Below are 13,008 nucleotides of genomic sequence, written 5' to 3'. Positions count from 1 at the left end.
AGCGTGGATCGAAGGTAGCATATCTCCCGGCATGAAGACTGGCATCGACATGGGTTCGACGCGCAGCGGCGAGCCCGCTGAGCTCGATCTCGCCGAACTGCTGGCGACCCGGCTGCTGGTCCAGGGCAATTCCGGCTCGGGAAAATCGCATCTGCTGCGCCGCCTGCTCGAACAGAGCGCGCCGCTGGTGCAGCAGGCGGTGATCGACCCCGAAGGCGACTTCGTCTCGCTGGCCGACCAGTTCGGTCATGTCGTCGTCGACGGCACGGCGAGCCCGCCCGAGCTGCAGCGAATCGCGCTGCGCGTGCGCCAGCACCGCGTCTCGGTCGTGCTCAATCTCGAGGAGCTCGACGCCGACGAGCAATTGCGCGCCACCGCCGCCTTCCTCGGCGGCCTGTTCGATGTCGACCGCTCCAACTGGTATCCGATGCTGGTCGTCGTCGACGAGGCGCAGCTCTTCGCCCCGGTGATGGCCGGCGAAGCCTCCGACGAGGCGCGCCGCCTCTCGCTCGGCGCCATGACCAATCTGATGTGCCGTGGTCGCAAGCGCGGGCTGGCCGGCGTGATCGCGACCCAGCGCCTCGCCAAGCTCGCCAAGAACGTCGCGGCCGAGGCCTCGAACTTCCTGATGGGCCGCACCTTCCTCGACATCGACATGCAGCGCGCCGCCGACCTGCTCGGCATGGACCGGCGCCAGGCCGAGATGTTCCGCGATCTCGAACGCGGCCAGTTCGTCGCGCTCGGCCCGGCCCTGTCGCGCCGCCCCCTGCCGGTGCGGATCGGCTCCGTCGCCTCGGTCGACCGCGGTGGAGCGCCCAGCCTGCTGCCCTTGCCCGAGCAGGCGCCGGAGGATGCCAGCAAGCTGATCTTCACCGCCGGCGAGGACGAGGTCGCCCCTGCTCCCTGGCCGCGCCAGCCGCGCCCGCGCCCGGCCGTCGCCCCCGAGATCATCCGCCGGATCGAGACGCACCAGCCGCCCATGCCGCCCCCGGAGCCCGAGATCGAGATGGAACCGGAAGAGCGCGAGGCGGCGCTCGTCGAAATCCTCAACGAGCTGCTCGACGACACCGAGGCGCGCGACCGACCGGTCGCGGTGCTCTACCAGGATTTCACCGTGCGCTGCCGCATGCGCCGCGTCAGCGGCCCCGAAACCGGACTGGAGGCCTTCCGCAAGCGGCTCGCCGTCGCCCGCGCCGGGGCGAGCGAGGCAGTGCTGTCCTCCGAGGCCTGGGAGAAGGCGCTCACCGCCGCCGAGACGCTGCCGGAGGACCTGCACGGGCTCTTCCTGTTCATCGCCCGCAGCGCGATCGAGGGCGTCCCTAGCCCCTCCGACGCCGAGCTGGCCGAGGCCTATGGCAGCCATTCGCCGAGCCGGGCCCGCCGGCTGCTCGGCTATATCGAAGAGCGCGGGCTCCTCGTCTGCCATGTCGACTTCCGCGGCCAACGCACGCTGGCCCTGCCGACCCTCGGCGTCGAGACCGCTCCCGGCCTCGCCTCGCCGCAGATCAAGGGCCTGCCGCCGCGCCGGGCGCGGGGGTAGTTACGTCATTCTCGGCCGCAGCGTCGCGGGGGGCCGAGAATCTCATGACGAGAAGGCTCCAGTCAGCGCCCTTTACGGCCAGAGATGCTCGGGTCGAGCCCGAGCATGACGCGCGTCAGATCAATGTCCCTTGCCGTTGCCGATCGTCATCTTGTCGACCCAGGCGATGCCGATCGCCGAGAAGATGAAGACGACATGGATCAGCGTCTGCAGCAGCACGCCGGTCTCGGTGTAGTTCGCGGTGCGCCCGGCGATGCCGATATTGCCGGCCTCGATGAAGGTCCGCAGCAGGTGGATCGACGAGATGCCGATGATCGCCATGGCCAGCTTGATCTTGAGGATCGAGGCATTGACGTGGCTGAGCCATTCCGGCTGGTCGGGATGGCCCTGCAGCTTCAGCCGCGAGACGAAGGTCTCGTAGCCGCCGACGATCACCATGATCAGCAGGTTGGAGATCATCACCACATCGATCAGGCCGAGCACGACCAGCATGATCTGCTGCTCGCTGAAGTCGAAGGCATGGGTGACGAGGTGCCAGAGTTCCTTCAGGAACAGGAAGACATAGACGCACTGTGCCACGATCAGGCCGAGATAGAGCGGCACCTGCAGCCAGCGCGAGGCGAAGATGATCATCGGAAGCGGCTTCAGCGTGGCGGCCGGCAGCGCGCCGGTGGGTTCGACGGGGTGCGACATGTCGGGTTCGGGCCTCTGGGGAATCGGACGCCAAGCGCCTTGTGCAGCGCGAAATGGTGAGTTCCCGCGATTTTCGCAAGCAAAAATACCGAATACGCATCGAGAACGTTGAACTTTCGCCGCTTTTGACGATTAGTGCATTCGGCGATGCGCCGTCGACGCCGATAGCGGCGGCAGCCCCCGGGGGAACAGTCAGCGTTCCTCTCGCATTGGAGAGGAAAGGAGTTTTTCGATGTTCAGGACGACCATGATCGCAGCCGCTGCCGCAGGCGCGTTCGTTCTCGCCGCCCCGGCCAATGCAGCGCCGCTGGCGCCCGCGACTGCCGCCGTCACCGCGGCCGCCGATGCGGGCCTCGTCGAGACCGTGCAGTATCGCCGCTATTACGGTCCGCGCTACGGTTACCGCGGCGGCTATTATGGCGGCTATCGCTATAATCGCGGCGCCGCGGTCGGTGCCGGCATCGCGGCTGGCGCGATCGGCGCTCTGGCCGCCGGGGCCCTGCTCGCGCCCGGCCCGGTCTATGCCGAGCCGGTGCCCCCGCCCTATCGCGGCCCGGCCTACGCCACGCCGGACGCCGACGCGATCGCCTATTGCTCGCGCCGATTCCGCACCTACGACCCCGAGACCGGCACCTATATCGGCACCGGCGGCGTGGTCCGCGCCTGCCCGTAAGCGCCAGGCGCAGCTCCGGTTCGCATCGAGGCCTTCCCGCATGGGGAGGCCTTTTTCGTTATGGCCAAAGCGGAGCGCCTTGGGCTGCGCATGTCCGAGATGGGTCGGGAGCTGACGTCAGCAGTCACGGGCGCGCTGCACGAGCTCCATAGACAAGAACTCCGATCAAACCTGCCAAGGAGACTGCAACGTAGAAGTACGGAGTTTGTAGCGCCGTGCCGACAATAGGAGGCGAGCAGGGACGGTCTCGGAGGACAATCGGCACATTTTGGCCAAGACGGAAACCGTCCGAAGAGCTGCCAAGCCGGACGCTAGTTTCGCAGTCGCCGCCGTCAATGTTGCGTTCCGCTGAAAATCGGATGCGGCCGAATGCTCCGCCCTTTGAGGTCTCGACCGAGATGATTGTCGCGTCAGCGTGCGGAGAACGAGCAAAGACGCGCGCGTCGGTGTGGGCCTCATAGGCTAGGCTCCCAAAAAACACCGTGATCCCGGCCGATAAAACAGATGAGACGATATTAACTGTCCTATTGCGCGACACCCGTAGCTCCATTGCCTCACCGAAGGAACATCGTGACCGTCACCGGTTGAGTTCCGCAAGGGGTCGGGAGCCGACCACCCGGCCTCCGGCTCCTCTTCTAGGTCGCGCCGGGCGCGTCGTGAGCCGGGCCGGCGAAGATGGTCCGGCGTCTTCCCGGAGAAACGCGCCGCCCTCGCTGCCTGACACGCCTGCTGACTTGCCTTGGCGCGCGCCGGGGTCCTTATGGTGGCGAGCCCTGAGAATCCGGAGTCAGCCCGTGCGTATCGCCACCTGGAACGTCAACTCGGTCCGCCAGCGGCTTCAGCACCTGCTCGCCTTCCTGAAGGAGGCCGAGCCCGATGCGCTCTGCCTGCAGGAGCTGAAATGCGTCGATGGCGACTTTCCGCGGACCGAGATCGAGGAGGCCGGCTGGCAGGTCACGACCCATGGCCAGAAGGCCTTCAACGGCGTCGCCATCCTCTCGCGCAGCACGCTCGAGGATGTCAGGCGCGGCCTGCCGGGCGATGATGGCGACGAACAGGCGCGCTATCTTGAAGGCGTCCTGCCTCATGGCGACGGCGTCGTCCGGCTCGCCTCGATCTACCTGCCGAACGGCAACCCGCCCAACACCGAGAAATATCCCTACAAGCTCGCCTGGATGGAGCGCCTGACCGTGCATGCACGCGGCCTGCTCGCCCATGAGGAACCGCTGGTGCTCGCCGGCGACTACAATGTCATCCCCGAGCCGCGCGATGCGCGCGATCCCGCCGCCTGGGCTGGCGATGCACTGTTCCTGCCGCCGACCCGCACCGCCTTCCGCAAGCTCGTCAATCTCGGCTTCACCGAGGCCCTGCGTGCCTCGACCGACGCGCCCGGCCTCTACACCTTCTGGGACTATCAGGCCGGCGCCTGGCAGCGGAACAATGGCATCCGCATCGACCATCTGCTGCTCTCGCCGCAGGCGGCCGACCGGCTCGCCGGCGTCTCCATCGCCAAGCATGTCCGCGGCTGGGAAAAGGCCTCCGACCATGTCCCGGTGCTGATCGAGCTCAACTGACCGGCACTGCCGTTCTCGCCATGACCATCGGGGCAAGCGCGTGCTGAAGGTGATCGCCCAGGACTTCATCCGGCTGGACGCGCTGGAACTGGTCGCGCCGCTTTATCGCGAACTCGTCGAGAAGACGCGGGCCGAGCCGCTATGCCTCGGCTATGAGCTTTTCGTCGACCGGAAGGACCCGGGCCATTTCATCTTCGTCGAGGAATGGCCGGACCGCGCCGCGCTCGACGCCCATTGCCGGACGGAGCACTTCACCCGGCTGGTGCCCCTGATCAACCGCCATCAAAGACAGGACGGCACCTTCATCCTGATGGATGCCTTCGGCGCCTAGATCGCCGCGCGTCCGTTCGGACGCGGTCACGGCGATCTATCTCATTGTGATCGCATCAGAATTTTCCGGAAAACGGATTCCATTCTCCGGTCCGATGCGAAGTGCAGCGCGCTCGACGCACGGACATCGTCATCTGGGCGAGCCGCCGCATGCCGGGAAAAACACATCCCTCCCCGTCCGAAGAGGCCGATGCCGATCGGGATTCGCGCTGAGGCGACCAGCGCGCCTGGATACAGGCCTCAGCGCCGCGCGCCGCGCCCAGCCACCTGCTGGCGTTCGACCAGGGCGAGCGCCGCCGTCCGGTCGGCGGGGCTCGCTGCTCCGAAGGCGGCGTCGCAACGCTCGACGATCCAGCCCTCGCGGGTCGCGTCAGCGCCCTCGCGAGCCAGTGCCAGCCACATCAGGCCGAGGATCGGATGGCGCGGGACGCCATCGCCGCCGCGCAGCAGCATGTCGCCGAAAACCGCGCGCGCCGGGGCATGGCCCTTCTCGGCGGCGAGCTTCATCCAGCGCGCCGCCTGGCGCGGATCGCGCTGTGCGCCGGTGCCGTTCAGATAGAGCCGCGCGAGATTGTACTGGCCATCCGAGTCGCCGAAATAGGAGGCGGCATAGTGGAACATGTCGAAGGCGCGGTCGGCATTGGGCTTCACATAGGTGCCCTTGATGCCGTCGAGGAAATAACCGCCGAGCGCGACGAAGGCGCTGGCAACGATGCGCGCATCCGAGGTGCCGGGGATCTGGTCGGCATTCTCATCCGCGATCTTCGAGAAATACTCGAAAGCCTTGAGATCATTGACCGGAACGCCGTCGCCACTGGCATAGACGCGGCCAAGCTTGAACTGCGCGGCGAGATGCCCGCGCGAGGCGGCGAATTCGAGCGCGCGCACTGCGCCGGCCTGGTCGCCGGCCGAGGAATCGCGCATCCAGGCCTTCAGCGCGTCGCGTGCACTGCTGAAGGGTGCGAGCGGCAGGGCGGTGTGGGCGACCGGCCCGCTCGGCGCTGGCGCGATGGCCCGCCCGCCGGCGAGCGGAGACGGCTCGCCGACCGCGCCATCCTCCGGCTCAGGCAGGGCGATGCCGGGGATCGGACGCGGCGGGACCAGCCCGCGCTGCCCGTTCAGCTCCTGCGCCCAGGCTACCGGCTGGCAGCCCAGGACGAACAGGGCTCCGGCTAGGATGGTTTCAGATATCCGCATAGCAATGGGTCTCGGCCGCCCCTCCGGGGTGGGTGACGGCCCCTCCCTTGGCGGAGCCGACGGTCTGCGCGTATTTCCAGAGCGCGCCGGAGTTGTAGTCGGTCCCGCGCGGCTTCCAGGCCTTACGACGCTCCTCAAGTTCGGCATCAGAAAGGCGGACTGCGAGCTTTCCTGTGATGGCGTCGAGCTCGATGATGTCGCCGTCGCGGATCAGGCCGATCGGCCCGCCGACAGCCGCCTCCGGGCCGACATGGCCGACGCAGAAACCGCGCGTCGCGCCCGAGAATCGCCCGTCGGTGATCAGCGCGACCTTGTCGCCCATGCCCTGGCCGTAGAGCGCCGCGGTCGTCGCCAGCATTTCGCGCATGCCGGGGCCGCCCTTGGGGCCCTCATAGCGGATCACCAGCACGTCACCGACCTTGTATTCGCGGTTGGCGACGCATTTGAACGCGTCCTCCTCGCAGTCAAAGCAGCGCGCCGGGCCGTTGAAGACCAGGCTCTCGGCCGGCATGCCGGCGATCTTCACGATCGCACCTTCGGGCGCGAGATTGCCGACCAGGCCGACGACTCCGCCATTGTCGGAAAGCGGCTTGTTGGCCGGACGGATCACGTCCTGCTCGTCATTCCATTTCACCGAGGCGAGGTTTTCGGCGATGGTGCGGCCGGTGACCGTCATGCAGTCGCCATGCAGATAGCCGTGGTCGAGCAGGGTCTTCATCAGCAGCGGAATGCCGCCGACCTCGAACATGTCCTTGGCGACATATTTCCCGCCCGGCTTCAGATCGGCGATGTAGGGCGTCTTCTTGAAGATCTCGGCCACGGCGAAGAGATCGAAATCGATGCCGCATTCATGCGCGATCGCCGGCAGATGGAGCGCGCCATTGGTCGAGCCGCCGGAGGCCGCGACGACCATGGCGGCATTTTCGAGCGCCTTGCGGGTGACGATGTCGCGCGGCCGGATGTTCCGGACGATCAGCTCCATCACCATCTCGCCGGCGGTGTAGCAGAAGGTGTCGCGGACGTCGTAGGGCGCCGGCGCGCCGCAGCTATAGGGCAGCGCCAAGCCGATCGCCTCGGCGACCGTCGCCATGGTGTTGGCGGTGAACTGGGCGCCGCAGGAGCCGGAGGACGGGCAGGCCACCTCCTCCAACTCCTTGAGATCCTCGTCCGACATGGCGCCGACCGAATGCTTGCCGACGGCCTCGAACACGTCCTGGATCGTCACCGGCTTGCCCTTGAAGCTGCCGGGCAGGATCGAGCCGCCATAGATGAAGATCGAGGGCACGTTGAGGCGCACCATCGCCATCATCATGCCCGGCAGCGACTTGTCGCAGCCGGCGAGCCCGACGAGCGCGTCATAGCAATGGCCGCGCATGGTGAGCTCGACCGAGTCGGCGATGACCTCGCGCGAGGCCAGCGAGGACTTCATGCCCTGATGGCCCATGGCGATGCCGTCGGTGACCGTGATGGTGCAGAATTCGCGAGGCGTGCCGCTGGCCGAGGCGACGCCCTTCTTGACAGCCTGGGCCTGGCGCATCAGCGCGATGTTGCAGGGCGCGGCCTCGTTCCAGCAGGAGGCGACGCCGACAAAGGGCTGCGCGATCTGCCGCGCGGTCATGCCCATGGCGTAATAATAGGAACGGTGCGGAGCGCGGGCCGGGCCGACGCTGACATGCCGGCTGGGGAGCTTAGACTTATCGAAAACGCGTCCGTCCATCGTACTCTGTCTTCCTGACCGCAAGCCGCGCCTTCTGCGCGACCCGATGTGCCACGCGGCCATCGCGGGACGCAACGCCACCCCCTCCGCCTGCAGGAAGCCTGAAATCCTTTCCGGAAACCCGGAAAATCAATCTCAAATCTTCCATACCGCGACGAATTGGCAGGTTCATTTGCTGGGAGCGCTTTGTGGCGGCATCGCGGCAATTGCCGCGCTCAGCTTTGCCGCCGCTGCAATCCGATCAATTGTTGTAGAAATGTCACGAATTTTAACGACTGGCGCAATGTTTACAGCGCCGTCTTCTTGCATGCACCGAAGCATCCCAAGGGTGGCGGCATTTCACCGCCGCGGCAGTCCGGCCACGCCGGCTCCTCAGCCTAATTATTAGAATTAATCCAAAATGAAGCCAGTTTAGAATCGATATAACCCATTGATAAAGCTACATATTTCCTTGACCGTCAACGGATGGCGCTCTACCTGCATAGCCGACGCCCGAGGCCATTCGGGCCCGCACTAGGAGTGAAGCATGTCCGTAAAGTCCCGCCTCTATGCCGCAGCGCTGACTTCCTGCCTGCTCGCCGGCCCGGCTTTCGCACAGAGCGTCAACCTCTACACCACGCGCGAGCCGGCCCTGCTCAACCCGGTGATCGAGGCCTTCACCAAGGATACCGGCATCAAGGTCAACGCCGTCTTCCTGAAGGACGGTCTGCAGGAGCGCATCAAGGCCGAGGGCGCCAACAGCCCGGCCGACGTGATGCTGCTGGTCGATGTCGGCCAGATCAACGAAGCCGCTGATGCCGGCATCACCCAGCCGATCCAGTCGGCGCTCGTCGACAAGACCGCGCCGGCCGCGCTGCGCGGCCCCGGCAACAACTGGGTCACGCTGACCCAGCGCGCCCGCATCGTCGTCGCCTCGAAGGACCGGGTGAAGCAGGATGCGATCACCTATGAGGAGCTCGCCGATCCCAAGTGGAAGGGCAAGTTCTGCATCCGTGCCGGCCAGCACCCCTACAACAACGCCTTCTTCGCGGCCTATCTCGCCCGCAACGGCGCCGAGAAGACCGAGGCCTATCTCAAGGCCCTGAAGGCCAATGTCGCCCGCAAGCCCGGCGGCGGCGACCGCGACGTCGCGCGTGACATTCTCTCCGGCCAGTGCGACATCGCCATCATCAACACCTACTATATCGGACTGATGAGCCAGGCGAAGAACGAGCAGAAGGGCTGGTACGAGGCGATCAAGCCGCTGAAGAGCAGCTTCGCCGGCGGCGGCACCCATGTGAACGTCTCGGCCGCGGCGATCGCCAAGAATGCGCCGAACAAGGAGAACGCGGTCAAGCTGGTCGAGTACATGCTCGGCGAGAAGGCCCAGCATCTCTATGCCGACGGCAATTTCGAGTACCCGGTCAATGCCGACGTCAAGGAAGCCGCCTCGGTCAAGCTGCTCGGCGCCCTGACGCCCGACACGACTCCGCTCGGCGACATCGCCAAGAACCGCAAGGCTGCTTCCGAACTGGTCGACAAGGTCGGCTTCGACAATTGAGTCAGGCTGTCATCAGCCCCGCCAATGGACGGCCGTCACATCTGTGGCGGCCGTCGACGCGTCTTGCCCTGCTCGCCGCGCTCGCTGCGGCGCTGGTCGCTCTGCCGGTTCTCTCGCTCGGCCTCACCGCCCTGTCGCGCGAGGCCCTGGCGGTCTGGCCGCATCTGACCGCCAATGTCCTGCCGGCGGCTCTCGGCGACACCTTGCTGCTGCTCGCCGGCGTCGCCGTCTTTTGCGGCATTGTCGGCGTCGGCACCGCTTGGCTCGTGACCCAGCATGAATTCCCCGGACGGAAGAACCTGGAATGGCTGCTGGTGCTGCCGCTGGCGATGCCGACCTACATCACCGCCTATGTCTACGTCGAAATTCTCGGCTTCCAGGGCCCGCTGCAGAGCCTCTTCCGGGCGCTGACAGGCTACCGCTCGCTGCGCGACTACTGGTTCCCGGACCCGCGCAACCTCACCGGCGCGATCCTGATCCTCGGCCTCGTGCTCTACCCTTACGTCTATCTCAGCGTCCGGGCGCTGTTCGGCATGCAGAGTGCCGCCATCGTCGAATCGGCACGTACCCTCGGCGCCTCGCGCTGGACGCTGTTCCGGCGCGTCGCCCTGCCCATGGCCCGCCCGGCCCTGGCCGCGGGGCTTACCCTCGCTCTGCTCGAAACCCTCAACGATATCGGTGCCAGCGAATATCTCGGCGTCCGCTCGCTGACGCTCTCGGTCTACACGACCTGGCTCAACCGCTCGTCGCTGCCCGGCGCCGCGCAGATCGCCTGCGTCATGCTGCTCGTCGTCGTCGGGCTGATCCTGGTCGAGATGCAAAGCCGCGGCGCCAGGCGCTTCTCCCTGCCGGTGAAGCGCCTGCGACCGGTCGGCCGCAGCCCGTTGCCGCGCGGCGCCGCCTGGGCGGCGAGCGCGGCCTGCGCGCTGCCGGTTCTGCTCGGCGCGATCCTGCCCCTCGCCTTTCTCTTCGGCGAATTCCTGCGGCGCGACCTGATCGCCCAGGCTGATGCGGCGATGTTGCGCTCGCTCGCCAACACGCTCGCGATCTCGGCCGCCGCGACGGCCATCGTCGTCGCCGTCGGGGTCGGCGTCGCGGCCGCGGTCAGGCTCGGGCGCGAGCCCTGGCTTCCGGCTGTCGCCAGGCTGGCCTCGCTCGGCTACGCCCTGCCCGGAACCGTGCTGGCGCTCGGCCTGCTCGTCCCCCTCGCCGCCTTCGACAATCTCGTCGCCGATGCCAGCCGGGCCGTTTTCGGCGCCAGCCCCGGCCTGCTCCTGCTCGGCTCCGGCGCGGCGCTGGTGATCGCCTATCTCGTCCGCTTCCTGTCGATCGCGCTGGCGGGCACGCAAAGCGGGCTCGCCCGCATCTCGCCGCGTATCGACGATGCCGCCCGCTCTCTCGGCGCCGGACGGCGCGAATTGCTGCGCCGACTGCACTGGCCTCTGACCCGTCCGGCGATCGCCGCAGCAGCGCTCCTGGTCTTCGTCGACTGCATGAAGGAGCTGCCGATGACGCTGCTCCTGCGGCCGCTCAACTTCGAAACGCTGGCGACCCAGGTCTACGGTCACGCCTCGCGCGGCGTCTTCGAGGATGGCGCGTTGGCGGCGCTCCTGATCGTGCTGATCGGCATCTACCCCGCGATCATGCTGGCGCGCGCCGGCAATGGCGAGAAGCTGGCCGCGGGAAGCTGATTCCGGGCCGGCAACTCGACATTCCCGAGCGGTCGGAATAAACCCGTTGCCGCGCGAGCGCCGTTACGGCCCGTTCGACGCCGATTCGCTTGCGATTATCCCCGCGCACCGTGGCCCGAAACGGCAGCCGCAGTGCAGATCGAGGCCCATGTCACGACGCAACTCCATTCTCGGCCTGGCGGCCGTCGCGATCCTGGTCGCGCTCGGGTTGAAATCCTGGGGACTGGCACAGGCGCTGGTCGAGCGGCATGTCGTCGCGGGTATCGAGAAGCGCGTCGGCCTGAAGGTGACCTCGCTGAAGCGCGCCGAGATCGCCTTTCTGCCGATGCCGCGCGTCAGCCTCTCGGAAGTCAGCTTCGGCGCGGCCGACGGAACCCTGTCCGGGACGGCGCTCAGGCTGCGCGCCCGCGCCCGCCTGCTCTCGCTGGTCGGCGGCCAGCTCGACTTCGACCGCGTCGACCTGATCGGGCCCGAGATCGACATCGCCGTCCCCGGTGAGCCTGAGAATTACGGTAACTGGGTCGCGCCGCCGCTCGCCTATCTCGCCGCCCTCACGGGCGAAACCCGGCTCGTGATCAGCTCCGGCAGCCTGATGGCGCGCTCCGGGAACACGATCCTGACCACCTTGCGCGACGTCAACCTCGTCATCGAGGAACGCGAGGAAGCCGAGCCCGTCGCCTTCGCCGGCAGCTTCACCTGGCGCGGCGAGCCCACCAAGGTCAATCTGCTCTGGCCGGTGACGGGCGAGCGCTCGCGGATCGCCCTGGCGGTCTCTTCCAATCTGTTGAGCTTCCGCCTCAACGGCGCGCGTACCGCCGCGCAGGGCGTGACGACCGGTCAGGTCGAGTTCACCAGCCGCTCGCTGCCCGATGCGCTCGCCTGGATCGGCCCGCGCCCCCGGATCGCCACCCTGGTCCGGCAGGTGGAGCTCACCGCCGAGGCGCAGCTCGCCGGCGACAACATCTCGCTCAGCAACGTCATCGCCAAGCTCGACGGCGACCAGCTCGAGGGCGCGCTGAAGATTGACGGCGGCGGCGCGCGGCGGGTGCTGTCGGGCACGCTGGCCGGTGCCGATTTCGATCTCGCGCGCCTGTTCCGGCAGGGTGGCTATCAGAAGCCGCCCGGAACCGGCGAGCCGGGCGAGACCCCGCTCGAATTCGACAGCTGGACGGCCCATGACGTCGATCTGCGCGTCTCGCTCGATGCTGCCCGGCTCGGCTCGGCCCGGCTCGGCGAGCTCGCCGCGCAGCTCATGGTCCGCAAGGGGCGCTTCGAGGCGGCGATCCTGCGCGCCTCCGCCTATGGCGGCGTCGCGCGTGCCAAGCTGCTGGCTACCGCGGTTCCGTCAGGCGCCGAGGTCAAGCTCCAGGCCGGGCTCGACCGCGTCAACCTCGGCCAGGCTGGTGCCGACCTGCCCGAGCTGCTCGGCGGCCTGACCGGCTTCGCCACCGGCCAGATCGCGCTCGACGGTACCGGCGACAGCCTCGAGCAGGTCGTCGGCTCCCTGACCGGCCGTGCCAATGCGAGCCTGCGCCAGGGCGAGTTCAAGGGGGTCGCCTTCGCCGAGCTGTTGCGCCGCACCGAAAAGCCTCCGGCCGCACGCGAATGGCGCCATGGCAAGACCAGCTTCGAGATCGCCCAGTTCGCCGCCCTGGCGAACCGCGGCGTCCTCACCCTGACCGAGGCACAGATGACCGGCCCGGGCTTCACGCTGTCGCTCAGCGGCAGCGCCGATCTCGGGCGCCGCTGGCTGGAACTCACCGGCCTGCTGAGTGCGGCCAATGGCTCGGCCCGCACGCCGCTCGAGATTCGCGGCCCGTTCAACGATGCGGTGTTCACGCCGACTTTCGAGGCCACGTTCCACCCGACGGGCTCGATCTCCCCTCTGGGGCGCTGACGCCGCCCGAAAGCGCCACCGCCACCCGCCACCGAGGAGGGGGATCGCAGCAGCGAGTGCGTCCTCCCGTTTTCTGAATTTCGCCCTTTCCGCACCGCTGCGCGGCAACCGCCGAACTGCCCGCAGGCAACTCAAAAAGAAACCGCCCCGCATCGA

Annotated in this window: 11 protein-coding genes; 7 read left to right on the top strand and 4 right to left on the bottom strand. The window is 67.5% G+C overall.

All coding sequences use genetic code 11. The features are described from left to right. Positions 1 to 31: 31 nt before the first annotated feature. On the top strand, positions 32 to 1,540 hold the full coding sequence (locus J0J10_RS24000; RefSeq protein ID WP_291649808.1) for a helicase HerA domain-containing protein: 1,509 nt from the start codon (positions 32 to 34) through the stop codon (positions 1,538 to 1,540). Between the two features lie 120 nt (positions 1,541 to 1,660). On the opposite strand, the gene J0J10_RS23995 is transcribed toward J0J10_RS24000, so the two are convergent. Continuing rightward, positions 1,661 to 2,233: a TIGR00645 family protein gene (locus J0J10_RS23995; RefSeq protein WP_291649806.1), complete on the bottom strand. Its 573-nt coding sequence runs from the start codon at positions 2,231 to 2,233 to the stop codon at positions 1,661 to 1,663. Between the two features lie 232 nt (positions 2,234 to 2,465). On the opposite strand from J0J10_RS23995, the gene J0J10_RS23990 reads away from it, so the two are divergent. The 3 genes from J0J10_RS23990 to J0J10_RS23980 all read left to right on the top strand — a co-directional run bounded on the left by J0J10_RS23990 (position 2,466) and on the right by J0J10_RS23980 (position 4,811). Beyond that, positions 2,466 to 2,906: a BA14K family protein gene (locus J0J10_RS23990; protein ID WP_291649805.1), complete on the top strand. Its 441-nt coding sequence runs from the start codon at positions 2,466 to 2,468 to the stop codon at positions 2,904 to 2,906. 794 nt (positions 2,907 to 3,700) lie between these two features. Next, positions 3,701 to 4,480 carry an exodeoxyribonuclease III gene (gene xth, locus J0J10_RS23985; protein ID WP_291649803.1) on the top strand — a complete coding sequence of 260 codons (780 nt, stop codon included), beginning with the start codon at positions 3,701 to 3,703 and terminating at the stop codon, positions 4,478 to 4,480. A gap of 40 nt (positions 4,481 to 4,520) precedes the next feature. Next, positions 4,521 to 4,811 (top strand): putative quinol monooxygenase, encoded by a 291-nt coding sequence (locus J0J10_RS23980; protein WP_291637893.1) that lies wholly within the window; start codon positions 4,521 to 4,523, stop codon positions 4,809 to 4,811. 239 nt (positions 4,812 to 5,050) lie between these two features. Here the strand turns inward: J0J10_RS23980 and J0J10_RS23975 are convergent, their stop codons facing one another. The 3 genes from J0J10_RS23975 to J0J10_RS23965 form a co-directional block, all read right to left on the bottom strand. Further along, positions 5,051 to 6,007, bottom strand: a complete 957-nt coding sequence (locus tag J0J10_RS23975; protein ID WP_291637891.1) for a tetratricopeptide repeat protein — start codon at positions 6,005 to 6,007, stop codon at positions 5,051 to 5,053. Beyond that, complete coding sequence (gene ilvD, locus J0J10_RS23970; RefSeq protein WP_291649801.1) at positions 5,994 to 7,724, bottom strand: dihydroxy-acid dehydratase; 1,731 nt, start codon at positions 7,722 to 7,724, stop codon at positions 5,994 to 5,996. Before ilvD ends, J0J10_RS23975 begins: the two co-directional genes overlap by 14 nt. Before the next feature lie 168 nt (positions 7,725 to 7,892). Beyond that, the gene (locus J0J10_RS23965) at positions 7,893 to 8,033 is read right to left on the bottom strand and encodes a hypothetical protein (RefSeq protein WP_291649800.1); all 141 of its coding nucleotides are present in this window, start codon (positions 8,031 to 8,033) and stop codon (positions 7,893 to 7,895) included. Between the two features lie 217 nt (positions 8,034 to 8,250). Between J0J10_RS23965 and J0J10_RS23960 the strand changes: the two genes are divergently transcribed. The 3 genes from J0J10_RS23960 to J0J10_RS23950 all read left to right on the top strand — a co-directional run bounded on the left by J0J10_RS23960 (position 8,251) and on the right by J0J10_RS23950 (position 12,852). Continuing rightward, positions 8,251 to 9,264: an extracellular solute-binding protein gene (locus J0J10_RS23960; RefSeq protein WP_291649799.1), complete on the top strand. Its 1,014-nt coding sequence runs from the start codon at positions 8,251 to 8,253 to the stop codon at positions 9,262 to 9,264. Next, positions 9,261 to 10,955 (top strand): ABC transporter permease, encoded by a 1,695-nt coding sequence (locus tag J0J10_RS23955; RefSeq protein WP_291649797.1) that lies wholly within the window; start codon positions 9,261 to 9,263, stop codon positions 10,953 to 10,955. Before J0J10_RS23960 ends, J0J10_RS23955 begins: the two co-directional genes overlap by 4 nt. 148 nt (positions 10,956 to 11,103) lie before the next feature. Next, positions 11,104 to 12,852: an AsmA family protein gene (locus tag J0J10_RS23950; RefSeq protein ID WP_291649795.1), complete on the top strand. Its 1,749-nt coding sequence runs from the start codon at positions 11,104 to 11,106 to the stop codon at positions 12,850 to 12,852. Positions 12,853 to 13,008: the final 156 nt, after the last annotated feature.

The organism is Allobosea sp. (genome assembly GCF_017308075.1).
GTDB lineage: Bacteria > Pseudomonadota > Alphaproteobacteria > Rhizobiales > Beijerinckiaceae > Allobosea.
The sequence above is the reverse complement of the archived record's forward strand: the minus strand, read 5'-3'. Positions and strand labels throughout refer to the sequence as shown.

Bases quoted from the DNA above. Each gene is read 5' to 3' on its own strand.
- ilvD (WP_291649801.1), bottom strand. From the start codon at position 7,724: ATGGACGGACGCGTTTTCGATAAGTCTAAGCTCCCCAGCCGGCATGTC.
- J0J10_RS23960 (WP_291649799.1), top strand. From the start codon at position 8,251: ATGTCCGTAAAGTCCCGCCTCTATGCCGCAGCGCTGACTTCCTGCCTG.
- J0J10_RS23950 (WP_291649795.1), top strand. From the start codon at position 11,104: ATGTCACGACGCAACTCCATTCTCGGCCTGGCGGCCGTCGCGATCCTG.
- J0J10_RS23975 (WP_291637891.1), bottom strand. From the start codon at position 6,007: ATGCGGATATCTGAAACCATCCTAGCCGGAGCCCTGTTCGTCCTGGGC.
- J0J10_RS23990 (WP_291649805.1), top strand. From the start codon at position 2,466: ATGTTCAGGACGACCATGATCGCAGCCGCTGCCGCAGGCGCGTTCGTT.
- J0J10_RS23965 (WP_291649800.1), bottom strand. From the start codon at position 8,033: ATGCAAGAAGACGGCGCTGTAAACATTGCGCCAGTCGTTAAAATTCGT.
- J0J10_RS24000 (WP_291649808.1), top strand. From the start codon at position 32: ATGAAGACTGGCATCGACATGGGTTCGACGCGCAGCGGCGAGCCCGCT.
- J0J10_RS23995 (WP_291649806.1), bottom strand. From the start codon at position 2,233: ATGTCGCACCCCGTCGAACCCACCGGCGCGCTGCCGGCCGCCACGCTG.